The following is a 19,558-nucleotide window of genomic DNA, read 5'->3' as shown; positions in this document are numbered from 1 at the left end:
ATATTGAAAATCAATGAGTTATAAATTGGCTTTATCGATTTATTACTTATCCGGAAAAGAGGTGAAATGATGGTTATTTTTCTGAGGTAGAATGTATTACTAATAGGTCGTAATGACGAGAAAAATCGTTCCTTTAAATTCGTCAGCAAAGTTACTGCATTTTTCCGAACCGCCAATACTTTCCCAAATAATTTTCCTTTTCCTATATCCTTTCTTATCAACCGAATAGCAAAGTTTGTACAAAATAGCCGCTTCAACTCACGAATCCCCAAAAAATGACTAGAAAAAAGGAACGTTTAAACTCGTCATTTAACATTTCGATGATATAAACGGGACTTGTGAAAAGGCTTTTTAAGTAACACTATTATTAATATTAAATTAAAGATTTATGAACAAAAAGTTTTCTACGCTTGTAGCAACGTTACTGCTTAGCGGTGCGTTGTTTACTTTGAATGCTGCTACGTTCAATGATGATGTCTTTAAAGACAAGTATCAGAAAGAAGTGGTAGGAGAGGTTACAACTTACAAACTTACGAGCAATGTGACGCTTGCTTACAACAATCCGTTGATCATTTCTGAAAATAACGTGGTTGTGGATGGTCAAGATAATAAGTACACTTTAAACGGTCAGATTATCATTACAGGTGAAAATGTTACCGTTAAGAACTTGAACGTTGTTTTCGTAAATGAAGGTTTAAATGGTTCTACTCCAGGAATTGATGGTACGACTCCTCAAGCTAAAAATGCAATCTTGTTAGTTGCTAAAAGTGGAACATTAACAGGTAATGTAATTACAAGTTCTGCTAAAGAAGCTACATGTAATGCGAATGCTATTTGTGTTCTACCTACTGATGCCAAAGGGACATATACTATTAGTGGTAATACCGTTACTGCTAACAGTATAACATCTCACGAAGGCGCTGGTAAAACAGTTTCTGCCGGTATTGTAGTTTGGGCAAATATGCCTGCAGATGGATACACGGAAGGATCTGTTGCATTGGAAACTCCTATCAATTTGTCAAATAACACATATAAAGATTGTTCAGCAGACTTTATTGTTGAAGCACTTGATGATTCTTATAACACTGTAGTGGAAAGTATTCAAGTAACTCCGCTTGTGAAGGATGGCGAAATCATTAATGGTGCAGCTTTGACTGGTGCTGATGGTTTAAATTTTTCTACAGAGACAACTTCTATTGTATTCAAAGGTACTACAGAACAATTGGTAGAAGCTATAGGAAAAGCAAATGTTGAAAATCTTTCTATAAAGACTAATGACGGAATTGTTGTTTCTGGTGTTACACAGTTGGATGCAGAAATTAAAGGCTATGACTTGGTTGCCAATATCTCTGACAAGGATTCTTATGAAACTTCAGAATATTATCTATTAGTTGTAAAAGGTGATGATGGCAAATCTTATGCTGTAACAGCTGATAAAGACGGTAAACCTACTTGTGTAGATGTGGCTAGCCTTACTACTGAACAGGCTACAGCAAACACTAATTTGTGGAAGATGAAGCAAACTTTGGATGATGACCATAAGTATACTTTTACTTTCACTAATAAAGCGGGTAAGGTATTGACGGTAGCACAGACAGATGGTGATGTAGACTTCTTCCAGTCTGTAGCAAATGCACCTTATGGGTATGGTGTCGTATTTAACTTGAATGGTGCAAATTTGAATGAAAAAGACGCGGAACCTCATTACTTCGGTCTGTACAAATCAGGCTTGTACACATTGACAGCAGAAGACTTGTATTTCTTTGAAAAGACAGGCTTTACAATCACTATCGAAGATGAAGTTAAAAAAGCATTAGCAGGCGATCCGTTCACTGGCAACCGTCTGGCTCCGATGACTTGGAATGCTTCTACAAAAACATTTGTAAAAGCTGCTGATGTTGCAACTGCTGTGTCTCTCCGATTCAAGAACGCAGACGATGAATATGAATATATCGTAGCGAAGAAAACAAATGCAGGTGGTACGGCTGTTAACCAGTATGTATATGCTTTCACGACTGTTTCTGAAAAGGATTTGATCGCAGAACGTAAACTGGAAGATAAGGAACGTACTATGTTCGACGTATTCACAACATTCCACAAACCGGTTAGTGCAGATGATAACTTAGAAACTTTGACAAGCATCGACAGCATGACTGTTCAGGTTTTGAATAAGGATAACCAGTTGCAAGCTGCTCCTGTTGGTTACTTCAAGCTGACAACTGACGGAACTAAGACTCTGGGTGCTTCTATTGATTACAAGTTGTTCCAAATCAAGATCAGCATGGGTAACAACGTTGTTGATCCGGTCGCTTTCTTGAAGAATGCTTTCTTCACTATCACGAAGTTGGATGAAAAGAACGGCAATAAGATTTACGCTGTAAATGGTTGTGATCAAAAAGGTTGGGTTAAAACAGTTAATAACGAATTGGATGCTCAGTGGGCAATCACTTATGATGCAGAAAAAGCCTTGTATACAGCTGTAAACCGTGAAGATAAGGATGTTAAGTTTACATTCACAAAGAACTCTTTGCGTGAAAACGGAGATAAGACAGACGATATCTATACAGACGGTGAAGACCTGTACAAGATTGAAGCTGTTAAAGATGCAAAAGAATCTGACGGTTACAACTGGCTGGGTGATGTGAAGAACCAACGTTATGCTATCGCTCACTTCTCTTCTGTATATGAAAACAATGCTTGGGTTTCTGCCGACAAGGATGGTAATGCAATCCTGGATCTTGACAAAGGAAATGCGGTTGAAATGGTTGCTTATGAAGTAGTTGATACGATCAAAGTAGAAAGTATAGTTGGTTTCTATGAAGGAACTACTTACAAAACAGATAAGCATATTTTGAAAGTGCCTGTATATGAATTCAAAAACGTAGCCGGTAAAGGTTTTGGTTATGACTGGAATGCTGAAAAATATACATTTGATGGATATTGGTCAAGATTGGCTATCCGTAAAGATGGTGTTGATGATAAGTTCAACTTGCGTATAGTTAATAACTATTCTGACGTCTTGAGTTTAGGATGCGAAAAGATCTACGCAGGGACTTCTACAAACTTCTTGGCAAATTGTCCTTTGTATGATGTAAACAACAGCTTGTTCATTGTTGAAAATTTGAACCGTCCTGAATATCGTCGCTTGGGTGCAACTGTAGCTAACGATGGTTTCGAAGACATGAACGTTAACTTGGCTAAGTTCTTCCGTACAAATGTTCCGAATACATTCTTGTATGAAAATACAATGAACCGCAATGCAAACAATGGCAACAGTATCGCTAAAGATAGCTTGAACTTCTTGGGTGAAGTGAACTTGTCAGACAAACCAGCTAACGCAGCTCTGCCTTTGTTCGTAGATACAGCATTCGTTCGCGAAGATGTAGCAACTGGCGAACCTACTACTAAACCGTTGTATATGCTGGCTGTACGTAACGGTGACTGGGTGGAAGATGAAATCGTAGTTGCTCCTTGTGATGCTACTAACCACCAGCATATAACAGCTGACGGTGAAAAGACTGAAGATGCAAGCAAGTGTATACATGCTACAACGAAGAAGATCCATTCTCGTACAGCTGATTACTTGGTAGCTTTGACTGATACAGCTTATCAGAATAAAGAAGATAGATATCCGGTTGCTAATCCTCAGGCATTGTATCAGGGTAATGTTCGTTTGGCATTTGTACCGGCTACTCACTTCGAAAACGATACAATGGTTATCGTTAACTCTAAGTACACTGGAACTAAACTGGCTGCTAACGATACATTGAGCTTCGTAAATGAAAAGGGCGAACAACAGATGAACGCAGCAACCTTCGCATTCCGTTTGGTTGATCCGGCTGCTGAAGACGGTGCATTCTATATCGAAGCTGAACCGAAAGTATATGCTAATGACGACTATACATGGTCACAACCTCAGTATGTACGTATCCACAACAGTGTTCCTGTATTGGTTACTAGCTTGGATCAGGCTGCTACATTCAACGTAGAACAGACTGAAGAAGCTGCTACATCTAACGAAGGTATCGAAGCAACAGGTGTTAAGGTTGTTGCTACTGAAGGTGCCGTAATCGTTAAGGGTGCTGAAGGCAAGAAAGTTACTATCAGCAACGTACTTGGTCAGACAATTGCCAACACAGTAATCACTTCTTTTGAAGCAACTATCTCTGCTCCTGCAGGTGTAGTCGTAGTAGCCGTAGAAGGTGAAGCCGCTGTAAAAGCAATCGTAAAATAAGAAACTATTTATAATCAATAAATTTAAATTGACTGCGTGGTGATATCGAACCAAGTATCCCGTGAGGGTGAACAAGCGGTCAGTATTAATACTAAAGTAATGAAATAAAGTTCTTCTGTTCGATCTCTGTGAAGAGCGAAGACAGACAAAAACAAGCCCCGACGGTTCACTCCGCCGGGGCTTCGTTTTTTATGTGCTACAGATTATCTGTGAAACCAATCATATAAAATAAATAAACATGAAAAAAAAGTAGATATCCTTCAGTTGAACGAAGCAGTCAGAGAGCTGAGAGAACAGTGCGAACGGATGGAAGCCAATTTGCACGAAATAAATAAAAATGCAAGAATCATCAATCGGTTACTCGACCATGTTGATTTTGAAGAAAATCTAGTGGAAGTGGAGAAGATCGTTTTTCAGGGTGATACCAGCGAGTTTGTCGAACTCATTGCTCCCTTGCTCCGTAGTAACAAATGGCGGGTGAACGGGACAGCGAAGGCGAAAAAGTTTCTGCGTGCCATCGATGAAGTCTTTAAGATTCAAAATAAGAAGATTCAGGGCTTTCTCAAATTCGACAGTCTCTATTCTGCCGTGAAAGAATATTTCGACAGCTACTTCCCCGACGATCCTTTTTCGTAAAAAAAGGAAAAAAGCAGGAAGCTATTTAATAGCTTCCTGTACCTTTGAAATATACCGGATAACCGGTAAACCTCCTAAATCTAAATGATATGATAGAAGCAACTCTTTTCACTAGTTTCAGGTATTGTCAGGGTAACAAGCCGCTTATCGAGATTCTCTACGACATCCGTGACGGAAAGTATGAAACAACTGTCAGCCTGCACCAAGCTGCGTTGAAAGCAGGCGACCGGGCTACCGCCGACCGGATCAAACGTTCGCTCAACGCTTTTACCGTCTCCGCTACCTATCGGAATGTACGTAAGGAAACTGATATCACCCGCTACAATCCGCTTTTGATCCTTGATATCGACCATCAGCCGGTGGAGACCATCGCTCGCCTGCGCGCGACGATCAATGAGTCTGTCTATACAGTTGCCAGCTTTCTGAGTCCCGGCGGACAAGGGCTGAAAATTATCACCTGGTCAGCCGTGAATATCGAACTGCTCCCGAAGAACCACCGGATCATTTACAATACGGTCAAGGTTTGGTACGAACAACTGCTTGGTGTGGAGATCGATGCTTCGGGAAGCGACGTGGGCCGCCTCTGCTTCGTATCCAGTGATCCGTCGCTTTATATCTCTCCCCGTTTCGACGACTGGCAGGATGCCGGCGAAGCGTTGCCCGACGACCTGCCGCTGCTGCCTCCCCGAGGGCAGGAAGCGAAACTCCCGAAGCCTGCCCGTACTGCCATCGGTTTGTTTGAAAAGGCACGTAAGCAACTCGACAAACAGGAACGGTATGAGGAAGGCAATCGCAACAACTACGTCTATCATTACGCTTGTCTCTGTAACCGCCTGGGAGTACCCGAGCAACGGCTGGCAGACTATTGCGGGGAAAACTTCACCGATCTTTCCGCCGAAGAAGTACTCAGCGCGATAACAAGTGCCTATAGTCACAAAGAGGAACACAATACCAATTCGAAAAAAGCAAACGGGAAGAAAGTAGAGTGTATCCAGGAATATCTGTCAAAGCATTTCTACCTGCGGAAGAATGTCGTCCGTAACCTGGTGGAATATCGCGATAAAAGAGCCAAAAGCCAGAAATACCATCCGGTCACCGATTACTGGGAAAACACGGTCTGGTGCAACCTTCAGCTGAGCGGTATCTTCTGTAAAATCTCGGAGTTGCGTTCGGTGATCCATTCCGGTTTCAGTAAAGAGTTCGATCCTTTCAAATCCTATTTCAGCAAGCTGCCCGCCTGGGACGGGGAGACCGACCATATTGCCTGGCTAGCTTCGACCGTCAGCACCACCCGCCCTGAATACTGGTTGACCTGTCTCCGCAAATGGCTCGTTGCCGCCGTAGCGTGCGCCATAGACACTAATATGGAGAATCATACTGTATTGCTGCTGAGTGGGGGACAGGGATTGGGAAAAACAACCTGGTGCCGTAACCTGGTACCGCCCGAACTGCGCGAGTACACCTATTCCGGTAATCTCGATCCCTCTTCGAAGGATGCTTCCCTGCTTCTGAGTGACTGCTTCCTGATCCTCCTGGACGAGCTTTCGGGACAGAGCAGCATGGAACTGAACCGGCTGAAGGCGATGATCACAAAAAACTATGTGCACGAGCGGCGTGCCTATGCACATAATTCGGAGACCTACGAGCGGCGTGCGTCGTTTGCCGCCACGGTGAATGACAGCCAGGTGTTGAGCGACCGTACCGGTTCGCGTCGTTTCCTTTGTTTCGAAGCGGCGCGGATAGACTATCTGTCTCCTGTCGATTATAAGAACGTGTATGCTCAGGCATTGGCTTTGTATAAGGATGGTTTCAAATGTTGGTTCTCTGACACCGATATTACGGAGATCAATGCAAACAACGAACCTTTCCAGCAGAGTAGTCCGGAAGAAGAGCTGTTCTATACTTATTTTCGTAAACCCCGTCGTTTTGAGGCTTTTTTGCAGTTATCCAGCAGTGAAATCCTGGCTAAAATAGCCGAAAAGACACGTATGCCTATTACAAAAATCAACGTGGTTAACCTCGGGAAAATGCTGAAAAGGGCAGGTTTCGAACATTTTGTTCGTAATGGCAAACGTCTTTTTACTGTCATAGAGCTCACGTTCGACGAAGTGAAATCTATCCAGCAGGGAATCTCTTCCTATGAAATAGGTGTTGATGAACCGGTTGATAAACAATATGAACATGCTGATAATGAACCTGGGAAAGAGAATGAAAATCCGCAAATATCCTTGCCTTTCTAATGTTTCCGGGTGGAGAAGGTGGAGATGAAAACGTATTTCCCTACTTTTAATATATTGTATATTCCTATTTAGCATCGGTACTCCTCCAAAATGTCTCCAACTATTTATAAAAGTTACCCAAAACACCTTTTTATCTCCACCTTCTCCACCCGAAATCGTCCCGTACCCTTTTCCGAAACAGCTCTTGACCGAAAAAAAATAGCTCCCGACCCGTTTCTTTTCGGTCGGGAGCTATTTTTATTATAATCAAAAGACTATTTCAAGATGAAGTTTAGCTCCTAAACCTTTCTCTACAATATCGAAAAGTGTTTTCAGGGTGATATTACTCGCATCATTTTCAACTCTTGAAATATATGAACGCTTTTTATTCACAAGTGCACCTAATTCTTCCTGCGTTATTGCTTTCTTTTCGCGAGCCTGGCGAAGTAGCAATCCGATTTTTAAGGATTCAAACTCTCTTTCAAGTTCGTCTCTGCGTTGTGTTCCGATTTCACCATAAACACTATCCTTAATATCGCTCCATGATTTTATATTATTTTCCATATTCTAGTTGTGACAGCAAAAACTGTTCAAAATAATCTTTATAGGCAATAATTGTTCTTACTTTTTTCATAGCTGGCTTTTTATTTTGTTACAAAGGTAACTTATAAGTTACGATAAGGCAAATAAAAATGAAATATTTTTTGATTATTTTTTAAGGTTCTCCTAAATGTTCCACAATACATTCTACCTGTTTAGGGGTGAAGCAGCGTGTTCCCGGATGGTAACCCAGGGCGGTTAGTTTTTCTTTGAGGATGCCGTGATGGTTGATCCAGCGCCAAAGTTGCATGATGGCTCCGCGATGGGAGAGGTGGGGATTGTATAGTAGGGCTAGTTCGCCGACACCGTATGCCCGGATGATAAATGTTTTTTGTTCCATGGTTTCTGTGTTTTTTCTACTGTAAATATAGCTATTAAGAGTAAGATAAACAAGGGTTTGATTGATTAATAAACGAAATAAAGTGTCGCATCGTCACGTCCCGTCATCCCAGGTTTCAGTAGGGGTATCCGGCTGCCCTATCTTTACATTGTAATTAATTACAACGCGATTTATCAACTATTAAAAACAATACAGATTATGGCAGTACAGTATCATTTGGTTCTCAGAAAAAACATGAGTAAAGAAGTAGAAGCAGGTAAGGAAAAGCTTTATTATGCCCAGACACGTGCAACGCGCACCTGTGGCTTTGAAGAATTATGCGATCTGATTGCGGAGAGTTCAACGGCATCGAGCGGTGATGTCAAAGTGGTTCTCGACCGCATGGTTAAATTTGCAACGAAGGCACTCGAACGTGGTGAAGTGATACAGCTTGGGGAACTCGGTAGTTTGCAGCTGATTATGGGGAGTAAGGGTAGTGAGACTGTGGAAACTTTCTCTTCAACCTTGCTGAAGAAAGCACGTTTATGTTTCCGTCCCGGTACCCTTTTGCGGAACACGACGCAAACAGCAAAAGGAGAGCGAACAACTATCAATATCACACCGCCCAAAGACGACGGTGAGGACGATCGCCCGGTAATCGAATAGTAATCCTAAAAAGAAAACAGCCTCAGAATAAATCTGAAGCTGTTTTCTTTTGATTTGTAATTTGTTATCAAAGAATTCGTTATCTTTGTGGAAGTGTGTAATCAAAATTTTAGCGATATGGAAAATAAGATTGTAATATTCAGAGATAATGAAATGACACTGGAAGTGCCGGTATCAATCAATGAAAAAACCGTATGGTAAAACCGTCAGCAGATGGCTGAACTTTTTGATAGAGATGTGAAAACGATTGGTAAGCACATTACCAATGCTCTGCGCGAAGAATTAGAAGGTGAAGTGGTAGTCGCAAAATTTGCGACCACCACACGTCATGGTGCTATTGAGGGAAAAACTCAGGTTCGACAGACGGAATTTTATAATCTTGATGTGATTATTTCGGTAGGGTATAGAGTTAAGTCAAAACGAGGTGTGGTTTTTCGTAAGTGGGCTAATTCTGTCTTAACAGACTACGTCATCAAAGGTTATGCCATTAACGACCAACGTCTGCAACAACTTGGTGAAGTTATTCGTATCATGAAACGCACTCAGAACGCTCTCGATGCCAAACAAGTGCTGAACGTGATTGAGAATTATAATACGGCACTGACCCTGCTTGATGATTACGACCATCAATGTATGCAACGTCCTAAGGGAAGCGAAGCAACCTATGTACTGACTTATGAAGAATGCCGGAATATTATTGACCAAATGCGTTTCAATGCCGATTCGGACTTGTTCGGGCATGAGAAGGACGATTCTTTTAAAGGCAGTATCGGTATGTTTATCAAAGTTTTGCTGGAGAGGATGTCTATCCAACGCTACAAGAGAAAGCTGCCAATTTGCTCTATTTTGTCACCAAAAATCATAGCTTTAGCGATGGCAACAAACGTATTGCGGCTACTGTCTTTCTCTATTTCTTGGATAAGAACGGTATTCTTTACGATGAAGACGGACAGAAGCGCATTGCTGATCATACGTTGGTGGCACTGACTATTATGATTGCTGAGTCGAGAACGGAAGAAAAGGAAATGATGGTTAGTATTATTATGAATTGCATATAAAAAGTAGTAACCCTGTTTCAACAGGCTTTTCAACATAGTTATCAACAGGTTAATTTATTGATATTAGTTGCTTTAACTGTTTTGTTGATAGGATATGAACAAAAGCTTGTAACACGGTTGTGAATAACTTAGGCGAGTTATAAAAAGAAAACAGCCTCAGAATAAATCTGAAGCTGTTTTTTTTTGAGTGATCCGCCTGGGGTTCGAACCCAGGACCCCATCCTTAAAAGGGATGTGCTCTACCTGCTGAGCTAGCGAATCATCCTGTGCATACTTTGTATTGCGGTGTGCTTTACTTCTGTATTGCGGGTGCAAAGGTAGAGTTTATTTTTTAATTTGCAATAGCTGATGGATATTTTTTTTGAAAAAAGTTACTTTTTTTCTTTCTTCTCCGGTTGAATATCGGCTGGCGGAGGAGGAATAATATCCCCTTCCAGCAAGATAAAACGCTTATAATAAGAGAGACAGAGTGTCGTAAGCGGTAATGCGATGATCAATCCGATAAATCCGAGTAAAGTTCCCCAAATGGATAAAGAAAGAAGAATGATGGCAGGATTCAGGCCCATCGCTTTTCCCATGATACGGGGCGTAAGGTATAAATCCTGGATGCACTGGACAATTCCGAGTATCAGCAATCCCGATCCGAAAATGATCCAGAAATTTTGTCCTGTCTCTGCCGACTTCAGTAAGCTGAGGATAATCATCGGGATCAGTCCGATCGTTTGCAGGTAAGGGATCAGGTTAAGTACTCCGATAAGCAGCCCGAGTGTGACCCCCAACGGGAAACCTACAATCTTGAATCCGATAGCCAGCAGGACACCGACACACAATGCGATCAGCGACTGGCCGCGGAAGTAGCGGTTCATGCTCTGCTCCACGTCGTCGGCAAGCCCTTTGGCGAAAGGACGGATATGCGCCGGGATCAGGTTGATCCATCCGTTGGCTATCTTCTCGTAATCCAGCAGGATGAAAATGAAATATAACAGGATCACAAAGATAATCGTTATGCTGAAAAGGATGGAGAAAGTGTTCGACAGGATATTCCATACTTTGGGAGCCAGCTGCTTGATGGCATTCTGTATGTTCTCGCGGCTGAGAAGCTCCATCAGCTGGTTGATGTCCACATTGGTTTCCAGATACGTGATCCAGGACTCGGGGATCAACGGGATATGTCCTTCACCCGGATTGTGCGTACGCATCAGGCTGAGAGTTCTCTCGGCTTCCTGGGCGATGGAGGGAACAACCAGTGCAGCTGCCGTACCGATAACGAGCGAAGCGCAGATGATCACGGCTATGATAGCCAGGATACGGCTTTTCAGCTTCAGCTTGTATTGGAAAAACTTCACGAAAGGTTGCATCATATAAGCCAGCAACCATGCGATCAGGAAGGGAAGCAACGCGGTCCGCAGTATGGTGATCAGATAGAGCAATGCGCCGATGATGACGATACTGAATACGATACGTGTGACACGGTCGAATGTAAATGGCCTTTCAAATAATGAGTTCATATTTTAATTTTTATCTTTGCCTGTGACAAAGATAAAATAAACTGGAATAGGATAATAAGATGATAAAGAAAATATTATGTGCAGCTTTGCTGTTAGGCTGCCTTTCACAGCCGAAGGCACAGACTCCCCAACCTGTAAAACAATTGCTGAATGCCCCTTATATGAAGGGGGCGACCTTCTCCATTGTGGTGAAAGACGTGCAGGATGGAAAAACGGTTTACAGCTATGACGAGGATCGTGCCGTTTCTCCGGCTTCTGTTCTGAAAACGGTCGCGACGGCTACGGCTCTCGAAATATTGGGAGACGATTATCGGTATGCTACGTCGCTGGAGCATGACGGGAGTATCAAAGAGGGTGTCCTGAACGGAAATCTGTATATCAGGGGAGGCGGTGACCCGTCGCTGGGGTCGTCGCATTTCGCTCCCGACAGGAATCGTTATACGCCCGCACAGAATACCTTTATTCCCGAATGGATAGCGGCGCTGAAGAAGGCGGGTATCCGGAAGATCACCGGGGCGGTGGTGGCCGACGAACGTATTTTCGATACGGAGGGTGCATCTATCAAATGGCTGCGGGAAGATATGGGGAATTATTATGCACCGGGAAGCTACGGGCTTTCGGTGTTCGACAATATGTATAAGTTGTCCCTGAAGACGGGGGCTGCCGGAACTCGTCCGGAGGTTGTTGGGACTGATCCGGCAATTCCTTCCCTGCGGTTTATCAATTATCTGAAAGCGTCGTCGTCTGATAGTGCTTATATAATCGGTGCCCCGTTGTCCGGCGAGCGTTATTTACAGGGTGTTGTTCCTGCTAACCGCGAGAATTATGTGTTGAAAGGCGATATTCCCGATCCGGCTTTGTTTCTGGCGGAATATCTGACCGGTTGCCTTGAGCGCGAAGGTATTGTGGTAGGAAAGGAGCCGACTTGTTACCGGATCGAATCGGAAGCCGGGCGGTGGAAAACGGTCGAGAGGAAGCCGGTTGTAACGACTTATTCGCCGACATTGAAAGAGATTGCGAGCGTGACGAATCATGTCAGTCATAATTTGTTTGCGGATGCGCTGGTGAAAACGGTCGGTCTGCAATATGTTCCCCGGAAAAACGAGGTGATCTCTTCTTTCGGACGGGGCGTGCAGGTGGTACTCGATCATTGGAGGAAGAAGGGGCTGGATGTGTATCCGTTGCGGATGTATGACGGCAGCGGACTGGCTCCGGCCGATAAGGTATCGGCTGAGTTTATTGCTGATCTACTGGTGTATATGGCGACGAAATCGGAGGTTTCCGAAGCTTTCTTCGAGTCATTGCCGCAGGCGGGTGTGGAAGGCTCGGTCCGCAACCTGTTGAAAGGAAGCAAGTTGCAAGGGAAAGCTCGTTTGAAGAGTGGCGGGATAACGGGAGTACGTAGTTATGCCGGGTATATAGACAAAGACGGTAAACGCTATGCTGTTGCCGTTTTCTCCAATAATTATTCCTGTAGCATGGGGCAGATGACGAAGGGGCTGGAAAAGTTGCTGTTGCAACTTTTCTAGTTGACAGTTGACAGTTGACAGTTGACAAGTGACAGGTTATTGATAGAGTCTCAAACTGTCAACTGTCACTTGTCAACTATCAACTGCTAAGGCAGTAGCGACCTCTGTGCCAGAAACTCCATGAACTTCTGTTTGTAGTTGTCGGAGATAGGGATATATTCTTTGCCAAAGACGATGCGGTTGCGTTCGATCACTTTGATCTTTTCCGGCTGGACGATGAAGGAACGGTGTACACGGATGAAGCGGTTGGTCGGCAGCATGTCTTCCAGGCTTTTCATGCTCATCAGCGAGAGGATCGGATGCGGTTCGCCTTCGATAAATATTTTGACATAATCTTTCAGTCCTTCGATGTATAATATCTTGCGGAGTTCGACCTGCACCAGTTTGTATTCTGTCTTGATAAAAATGCTTTCGATCGATGTCTGGGATTGTACTGCCGGGGCGGTCGGCTGGTCGTTTTTCCCGGGATCGGCTTTCCCCTCTTTCCCTTCCCGCAACAGTTCGTACCATTGCAGCGCCTTGTTGGCCGATTTCAGGAAGTCGGCATAACTGATCGGTTTCAGCAGGTAATCGAGAGCGTTTACCTTGTAACTGTCGAGTGCATATTGGCTGAAAGCCGTTGTGAAGATGATCCGTGTCTCGGCTTCCAGTATGCGGGAAAATTCCATGCCGTTGAGTTCGGGCATCTGGATGTCCAGGAACAGGAGGTCGACAGGCTCTTTGGTGAGCATGGGCAGGGCATTGACCGCACTGTTGTATTTCCCGGCAAGTTCCAGGAACGGGGTCTTGTTGACATAACTTTCCAGTAGGCTGATTGCCAAAGGCTCGTCGTCGATGATTGCACAAGTCAGTTTCATAAATAATACTTATTTAGTTGACAGTTGACAGTTGACGGTTGACAGTTATTTCGGCTTTTACCGATTTGTTTACCGGATGCGAAGCCTAACTGTCAACTGTCACTTGTCAACTGTCAATTGATTTGTATTTCCAGCATGCTATGATAACTGTCACCGTCTACACCGCATGAGAAAATATGTTTGTTCGGATAAATTAATTCAAGCCGTTTGCGCAGGTTCTTGATGCCGATTCCCGAACCGCTCTTGTCCTGTTCCGCATCTTTGGGGAAATAACTGTTTTTCAGGATGCAGACAACCAGGTCGCCGTTCTGGTGTATATCCAGATGGATGAACGAGGGCTGGCTGTTGCTGACGCCATGTTTGAAGGCATTCTCGATCAGGGAGATGAACAACAAGGGGGCGATCATGGCATCCGGTTTGGCGGCAGATATCTCCGTTTTCAGTTCCACATGCTCCGGCAGGCGGATGCGCATCAGTTCTACATAGTTGCGGATAAAATCCAGTTCGCTTTCCAGCAAGACGTGCGGCTGGCTACTGTCGTAAAGGACGTAACGCAGCAGGCGACTTAGGTCGTGGACTGCTTCTTGTGCTCGTTCGGGACTGAAAGCGATCAGGCTGTAGATATTGTTGAGCGTGTTGAACAGGAAATGCGGGTTCAGCTGGCTTTTCAGGTTCTGAAGTTCGGCTTCCGCCCGGCTCTTCTCCAGTTCGCGGCGCATGGATTCTACCTGATACCAGCCGCTTGTCATCTTGATGGCGACACTCAGTCCTGCCACCAGTGCATACAGCATGGCATTGACGAGGAAGAAGCCGATGATCTCCTGCAACTCCCTTTCCGGACGGTGCGGGCGGTGTATCTCTGGCGGCGGAAGCAGTTGCATCAACAGATGTACCGCCAGCATCGCAAAGGCGATCAGCAGGACGTTGCTGAGGAAGAACTTCCATCCGTGGCGTGAAAACAGATAACGGTTTACCAACAGGAAATAGTTCACATAGAAAACCATCATGAACGAAAGCGGAACGATGACGGAGCGCAGATAGCTGATCACCGTCAGTTCCTGTGATTCCCTGCCCGTAAAGAAGAACGGCAGGCCGAACAAAATCCCCCAGGCAGCAATATGGATAATGCTGCCCATTCCCTTGAAAGGGGGAGATATATGCGTATGTGTTGTCGTTTCTGTTTTCATCTTTTACAAAGATATTAAATAATTTCTTATTCGTAACGGATTGCTTCGATCGGATCGAGCTGGGCGGCTTTCTTGGCCGGATACCATCCGAAGAAGACACCGGTGACGGTACAGACAGCGAATGAAAGCATAACGCTCCACGGTTGGATATAGATCGGGAAGTGGGCGATGCCGTTCACCACCAGGGCGGCTCCTACACCCAATACGACACCGATCAGTCCGCCGGTCACACTGATCAGGATGGATTCGATCAGGAACTGGGCGAGGATGTCGATCCCTTTTGCCCCGATACTCATACGCAAGCCGATCTCGCGGGTACGCTCCGTGACGCTGACATACATGATGTTCATAATACCGATGCCACCAACGAGCAACGAAATACCCGCCACAGCCGCCAACAGCACGGTCATCATGTCCGTAGTACTTGTCAACATCGTGCTTAACTCCTGCTGACTACGGATGGTAAAATCATCATCGTCACTTTCCTTCAACTTATGGTTGCGGCGCAGTATTTCCGTTATCTCGTCAATGGCCTGGTCGGTGTATTCCTCTTTGAGGGCCGAACAGGTGATGCCTTGCAGATGGGTGATGGCCAGAACTTTTTTCTGAATAGTTGTGTATGGAGCTAAGATTAGGTCGTCCTGGTCCATTCCCATGCTGTTGTATCCTTTGCTTTCCAGCACACCTACGATGCGGAAAGGTAATTTCTGAAAGCGTATGACTTTGCCGACGGGGCTTTCGCCGTTGGTAAAGAGGTTGTCGACTACGGTTTTACCGACTACACAGACCTTTGCTGCTGTCTGGATGTCCTGTTCGGTGAACATATCGCCGTCTTCCACCTTGTAACGGCGGATTTCGAGATAGTCGGGACTGATACCGTAGACGGTGGTCGGGGCGTTGTTGGCTCCGAAGATGGCTTGTCCGCTGCTGTTGACCGAAGGGGAGACGGCAGAGACGTAACGGGTTTCGTCGACGATGTTCTGATAGTCTTCCAGCTTCAGTGTCTCCATAGCGGAAGCATCCTGACGGACACCTCCCCGGACATCGGCACCGGGATGTATCATGATCATATTCGAGCCCATCTCGCTGATCTGTTCCTGTATGCTCCGCTTCGATCCTTGTCCGATGGCAAGCATCGTGATCACGGAGGCAACGCCGATGATGATACCGAGCATCGTCAGGAATCCGCGTAGCTTGTTGTTGGCAAGGGCACGGAGGGCTATTTTTATGAGGTTTGTTCCGTTCATTTTGAATAATTATTAATCGTCATTCTTAGGCAGCCTGGCTAATGCCTCTGCTGCATTTTGTACATTGTTGTTCACCGTGTCGGCTGTTACATGTCCGTCACGCAAGGTGATGTTACGGCTGCTGTACTGGGCAATTTCCGGGTTGTGCGTTACGAAGATGATGGTACGTCCTTCGGCATGCAGCTTCTGGAAGAGTACCAGGATTTCGAATGACGTACGTGTATCCAGGTTTCCCGTTGCTTCGTCGGCAAGGATCACTGCCGGGTCATTCACCAGGGCGCGGGCGATGGCTACACGCTGCATCTGTCCGCCGGACATCTGGTTGCTCTTGTGCATCAGGCGGTCGCCCAGGCCGACGGCGACCAATGCCTGCACGGCTTTCTCATGGCGGGCGGAGGCACTGAAGTTGGGGTTGTACATCAGAGGTAGTTCTACATTTTCTACGGCTGTCGTTTTGGGCAACAGGTTGTAACTCTGAAAGACAAATCCGATCTTCCGGTTGCGCAGGGTGGCACGGGCATTCTTTCCCATCGTGCGGACGGAGACGCCGTCGAGATAATATTCGCCCTTGGTCGGTGTGTCGAGACATCCCAACGTGTTCAACAGCGTACTTTTTCCCGAGCCGGAGGTTCCCATGATGGTGACGAACTCTCCTTCGTGTATCGTGAAGGAGACGCCACGCAGGGCATGGACGATCTCGTCTCCGACTTTGAAGTCACGCCTGATGTTATCTAATTTGATTATCTCTTTCATTGCTGTTGTTTTTAACTGTCAACTATCACTTGTCAACTGTCAACTATTTTTATTTCTTCTTCTTATCGCTTCCCGGAGGGCCAGGCATGAACGGACTCTTTTCCGTTGGGGCAGCGGCCTGTGCCGGTGCGTCCGAAGTAAGGTCGACAGCGATTTCTTCGCCTTCGTTCAGTCCGTCGATCACTTCGATCATATTGCCGCTTGTCGATCCGACAGTAACGGCTTTCGGGTGCAACTGCTGTCCTTCTTTAACCCAAACCAGACGTTTGCCGGCAGGTGCTTCCTGGGCACTGTTCTCGGCGATCAGGCCGGTGCCGACGAGTAGTTCTTCTTCCGGAACGAAACGTAATGATTTGGTCGGAATGGTCAGGACGTTATCGCGTTCGAGCGTGTAGATCGTCACGTTGGCTGTCAGACGGGGTTTCAGTTTCAGGTCCGGATTGTCGGCGGTAATCACTACTTCATAGGTTACGACCGTAGAGGATGAGCTGGTAGAACTGCTTGAACTGCTGCTACTGCTGTCGCCCAGGCGGATCTGCCAGACGGTTCCTTCGAATACATCGTTCGGATAGGCATCGACGGTAAAGCTGACACGCTGTCCGTCGTGTACGTTGCCTATATCGGCTTCATCGACATCGGCGATCACCTGCATCTTGGTCAGGTCGGCGGCGATGGTGAACAGGGTCGGCGTTTCGAATCCGGCGGCAACGGTCTGCCCTTCTTCGACGGCACGGTTGATAACGACACCGTCGATCGGGCTGGTGATCGTGGCGTATTCGAGGTTACGGTTCACTTTGACCATCGCTGCCTGATTCTGTTCGTAAGAGGCTTTCGACTTTTCGTAATTGTAAGTCGCTGTCTCATAATCGGAGTCGCTGATCAGTTTCTTTTCGTAAAGCACCTTGTTACGTGCGTAATTCTTCTGCTGGTATTCGTATTCGCTCTTGCTGCTTGCCAGCTGGGCCTGGGCGGATGCCAGTTCGGCCTTCAGGTTTACTTTATCCATTTCTGCGATCAATTGTCCGGCTTTCACTACGTCGTTGTAGTCTGCGTACAATTTATCGATGATGCCGGATACCTGCGTACCGACTTCCACTTCCGTCACCGGTTCTACTGTTCCGGTAGCTGTCACTGTGTTTGAGATGGAGCTGCGGTTCACTTTGGCGGTTTCGAGGCTGATGCCGCCTTTCGACGATTTACCTGTAAAGAACCAGATTCCTCCGGCTACGACCAGCACGCCTGCTATACCGATAATAAGTTTCTTGTTCATATCTTTTTCTGTTTTTATTTTTTACTTAGAACATCACGATTTCTTCACCTTGGTAGAAGCGCAGCAAACCTGCGTTGAGGATGGCCGTATATTTGGCCTGTAGCGTTTCCTGCTGAGCACTCAGGAGATTGTTTTTCTCGGTGAGCAGTTCTACCGTATTTTTCATGCCGACGTTGAACTGTTCGCTGACAAGGGCGTAGCTGGCTTCTGTGCTTTTCAGCTTCTGTGCTGCGGCTACATATTGCTGTTGGGCGCTGTTGGCTGTCAGCCAGAGGCTTTCAATCGTTTTGTAGAGTGTCTTCTGGTTGTCCATCAGGTCGAGCTCGCTGGTTTGCTTTTGCAACTTCGCTTTGTTGACAGCTGTCTTTGCCTGTCGTTTGTCGAAGATGGGGATACTCAGGGTCAGGCCCAGGGAGTTATTCCAGTTCTGTTTGACCTGTTCGCTGAAGCTGAAATCGTTGCCGTTGGCATTGGTCGTTCCGATCCCGGCGCTGAGGCTCAGTGTCGGGATATATCCGGCACGTGCCATCTTGATACTCAGGTCGGAAGACTGGATATTCAGTTTCCCGGATTCTATTTCAGGGCGCAGGTTGAGGGCGGTCTGGTAGACATCGTCTTTGCCGGGCAGCGGTATCAATACGCTGCTGTCGTCGAGTTGCGGCATGTAAAGATCCATTTCGAAATCGCCGTCCAGTTCGAGCAGCTGTTTCAGTTGCAGCTTGTAATCCTGCAAAGTTGTTTGAGAGGTGACCAGTTGGTAGTTATTGCTGCTTACCTGTGCTTCGAGTTGGGCGAGGTCGCTGGAGGCGATGCTGCCGGCGTTGAACAGTTCCTGTGCACGTTCGTATTCTTTCTGACTGACTTCCAGGGTCGATTCGTTCACTTTGACTGCTTCGGCGGAATAGAGTATCTGTACGTACAGCTGGGTGATGTTTTCCTTGATGGTGTTTTCGCTTTCATCGACGGAGAGTTCGGCGATGCGGCTGTTCAGTTGTTGCTGTTTGACAGTGTTTACCCGTTTGCTGCCGTTGTAAACCGTCCAGTTGGCATCGATGCCGTAACTGCCGTTATAAGAGGTTTTACTTTCGCTGGTGGTGATGTTGTCGCCGCTGATGATCGTACCGCTGGCACTGTTCGGGCGGTTCACGATGCGCTGGCTGATATTTCCACTCAGGGAAGGAAGGAAATCCGCCTTTGCCGACTTTACATCTTCTTGTGTGCTCTCGACGCTGATGCGGTTACGGCGGATGGTGATGTTATGCTCCAGGGCATAATCAATGCAATCACGAAGCGTCCACTGCTTCGGCATGTCGTCCTCTGCTTTCATTCCGGCAGGCAGAAGAAGCAGGCAGGATAGGATTATTAGAGAGATCTGTTTCATAATGCTTTCGTTTTGCGACCTAAACAATCTTTTTACCTTTATTTTCTGAAGCAAAACTACTTTGTATTAAATTCCTATACAATTAGAATAGAAA

Annotated in this window: 14 protein-coding genes, 1 tRNA gene and 1 pseudogene; 6 read left to right on the top strand and 10 right to left on the bottom strand. The window is 45.8% G+C overall.

Annotated features, from left to right (window positions below; genetic code table 11):
* Positions 1–388: 388 nt before the first annotated feature.
* The 3 genes from P3L47_RS03320 (at position 389) to P3L47_RS03310 (ending at position 7,110) form a co-directional block, all read left to right on the top strand.
* Positions 389–4,234, top strand: coding sequence for a DUF6383 domain-containing protein (locus P3L47_RS03320; protein ID WP_277782673.1), 3,846 nt, complete (start codon positions 389–391; stop codon positions 4,232–4,234).
* 264 nt (positions 4,235–4,498) lie between these two features.
* On the top strand, positions 4,499–4,870 hold the full coding sequence (locus P3L47_RS03315) for a hypothetical protein (protein WP_277782672.1): 372 nt from the start codon (positions 4,499–4,501) through the stop codon (positions 4,868–4,870).
* An 89-nt stretch (positions 4,871–4,959) separates the two neighbouring features.
* A complete protein-coding gene (locus P3L47_RS03310; protein ID WP_277782671.1) occupies positions 4,960–7,110 on the top strand; it encodes a VapE domain-containing protein in 2,151 nt (716 codons plus the stop codon).
* A gap of 246 nt (positions 7,111–7,356) precedes the next feature.
* On the opposite strand, the gene P3L47_RS03305 is transcribed toward P3L47_RS03310, so the two are convergent.
* Complete coding sequence (locus tag P3L47_RS03305; RefSeq protein WP_122361175.1) at positions 7,357–7,653, bottom strand: helix-turn-helix domain-containing protein; 297 nt, start codon at positions 7,651–7,653, stop codon at positions 7,357–7,359.
* Positions 7,654–7,804: 151 nt separating this feature from the next.
* Positions 7,805–8,029 carry a DUF4248 domain-containing protein gene (locus P3L47_RS03300; RefSeq protein ID WP_122361174.1) on the bottom strand — a complete coding sequence of 75 codons (225 nt, stop codon included), beginning with the start codon at positions 8,027–8,029 and terminating at the stop codon, positions 7,805–7,807.
* 198 nt (positions 8,030–8,227) lie between these two features.
* On the opposite strand from P3L47_RS03300, the gene P3L47_RS03295 reads away from it, so the two are divergent.
* Together P3L47_RS03295 and P3L47_RS03290 are read left to right on the top strand one after the other, a co-directional pair.
* A complete protein-coding gene (locus tag P3L47_RS03295; RefSeq protein WP_277782670.1) occupies positions 8,228–8,674 on the top strand; it encodes an HU family DNA-binding protein in 447 nt (148 codons plus the stop codon).
* A gap of 117 nt (positions 8,675–8,791) precedes the next feature.
* Positions 8,792–9,732, top strand: a pseudogene (locus P3L47_RS03290) (type II toxin-antitoxin system death-on-curing family toxin).
* Positions 9,733–9,920: 188 nt separating this feature from the next.
* On the opposite strand, the gene P3L47_RS03285 reads toward P3L47_RS03290, so the two are convergent.
* Both P3L47_RS03285 and P3L47_RS03280 read right to left on the bottom strand, forming a co-directional pair.
* Positions 9,921–9,993, bottom strand: a tRNA-Lys gene (locus tag P3L47_RS03285).
* Positions 9,994–10,103: 110 nt separating this feature from the next.
* Entirely contained in the window at positions 10,104–11,240 is a 1,137-nt protein-coding gene (locus P3L47_RS03280; protein WP_277782669.1) for an AI-2E family transporter, read from the bottom strand.
* Positions 11,241–11,299: 59 nt separating this feature from the next.
* On the opposite strand from P3L47_RS03280, the gene dacB reads away from it, so the two are divergent.
* Positions 11,300–12,769, top strand: coding sequence for a D-alanyl-D-alanine carboxypeptidase/D-alanyl-D-alanine endopeptidase (gene dacB / locus P3L47_RS03275; RefSeq protein ID WP_277782668.1), 1,470 nt, complete (start codon positions 11,300–11,302; stop codon positions 12,767–12,769).
* A gap of 86 nt (positions 12,770–12,855) precedes the next feature.
* On the opposite strand, the gene P3L47_RS03270 is transcribed toward dacB, so the two are convergent.
* The 6 genes from P3L47_RS03270 to P3L47_RS03245 form a co-directional block, all read right to left on the bottom strand.
* On the bottom strand, positions 12,856–13,626 hold the full coding sequence (locus P3L47_RS03270) for a LytR/AlgR family response regulator transcription factor (protein WP_277782667.1): 771 nt from the start codon (positions 13,624–13,626) through the stop codon (positions 12,856–12,858).
* A 113-nt stretch (positions 13,627–13,739) separates the two neighbouring features.
* Positions 13,740–14,813, bottom strand: coding sequence for a sensor histidine kinase (locus tag P3L47_RS03265; protein WP_122351809.1), 1,074 nt, complete (start codon positions 14,811–14,813; stop codon positions 13,740–13,742).
* 26 nt (positions 14,814–14,839) lie between these two features.
* Entirely contained in the window at positions 14,840–16,060 is a 1,221-nt protein-coding gene (locus P3L47_RS03260) for an ABC transporter permease (protein WP_277782666.1), read from the bottom strand.
* 12 nt (positions 16,061–16,072) lie between these two features.
* The gene (locus tag P3L47_RS03255) at positions 16,073–16,813 is read right to left on the bottom strand and encodes an ABC transporter ATP-binding protein (protein ID WP_122374859.1); all 741 of its coding nucleotides are present in this window, start codon (positions 16,811–16,813) and stop codon (positions 16,073–16,075) included.
* 49 nt (positions 16,814–16,862) lie between these two features.
* Positions 16,863–18,083, bottom strand: a complete 1,221-nt coding sequence (locus P3L47_RS03250) for an efflux RND transporter periplasmic adaptor subunit (RefSeq protein ID WP_122351806.1) — start codon at positions 18,081–18,083, stop codon at positions 16,863–16,865.
* Positions 18,084–18,108: 25 nt separating this feature from the next.
* Complete coding sequence (locus tag P3L47_RS03245; protein WP_277782665.1) at positions 18,109–19,464, bottom strand: TolC family protein; 1,356 nt, start codon at positions 19,462–19,464, stop codon at positions 18,109–18,111.
* Positions 19,465–19,558 lie beyond the last annotated feature (94 nt).

Source organism: Parabacteroides chongii (genome assembly GCF_029581355.1).
In the GTDB taxonomy this organism is placed as follows: domain Bacteria; phylum Bacteroidota; class Bacteroidia; order Bacteroidales; family Tannerellaceae; genus Parabacteroides; species Parabacteroides chongii.
Note: the sequence above shows the minus strand (reverse complement) of the source record. Positions and strands in the feature narration are given on the sequence as shown.

Bases quoted from the DNA above. Each gene is read 5' to 3' on its own strand.
- P3L47_RS03320 (WP_277782673.1), top strand. From the start codon at position 389: ATGAACAAAAAGTTTTCTACGCTTGTAGCAACGTTACTGCTTAGCGGT.
- P3L47_RS03245 (WP_277782665.1), bottom strand. From the start codon at position 19,464: ATGAAACAGATCTCTCTAATAATCCTATCCTGCCTGCTTCTTCTGCCT.
- P3L47_RS03305 (WP_122361175.1), bottom strand. From the start codon at position 7,653: ATGGAAAATAATATAAAATCATGGAGCGATATTAAGGATAGTGTTTAT.
- P3L47_RS03310 (WP_277782671.1), top strand. From the start codon at position 4,960: ATGATAGAAGCAACTCTTTTCACTAGTTTCAGGTATTGTCAGGGTAAC.
- P3L47_RS03260 (WP_277782666.1), bottom strand. From the start codon at position 16,060: ATGAACGGAACAAACCTCATAAAAATAGCCCTCCGTGCCCTTGCCAAC.
- dacB (WP_277782668.1), top strand. From the start codon at position 11,300: ATGATAAAGAAAATATTATGTGCAGCTTTGCTGTTAGGCTGCCTTTCA.
- P3L47_RS03300 (WP_122361174.1), bottom strand. From the start codon at position 8,029: ATGGAACAAAAAACATTTATCATCCGGGCATACGGTGTCGGCGAACTA.
- P3L47_RS03255 (WP_122374859.1), bottom strand. From the start codon at position 16,813: ATGAAAGAGATAATCAAATTAGATAACATCAGGCGTGACTTCAAAGTC.
- P3L47_RS03280 (WP_277782669.1), bottom strand. From the start codon at position 11,240: ATGAACTCATTATTTGAAAGGCCATTTACATTCGACCGTGTCACACGT.
- P3L47_RS03265 (WP_122351809.1), bottom strand. From the start codon at position 14,813: ATGAAAACAGAAACGACAACACATACGCATATATCTCCCCCTTTCAAG.
- P3L47_RS03270 (WP_277782667.1), bottom strand. From the start codon at position 13,626: ATGAAACTGACTTGTGCAATCATCGACGACGAGCCTTTGGCAATCAGC.
- P3L47_RS03250 (WP_122351806.1), bottom strand. From the start codon at position 18,083: ATGAACAAGAAACTTATTATCGGTATAGCAGGCGTGCTGGTCGTAGCC.
- P3L47_RS03295 (WP_277782670.1), top strand. From the start codon at position 8,228: ATGGCAGTACAGTATCATTTGGTTCTCAGAAAAAACATGAGTAAAGAA.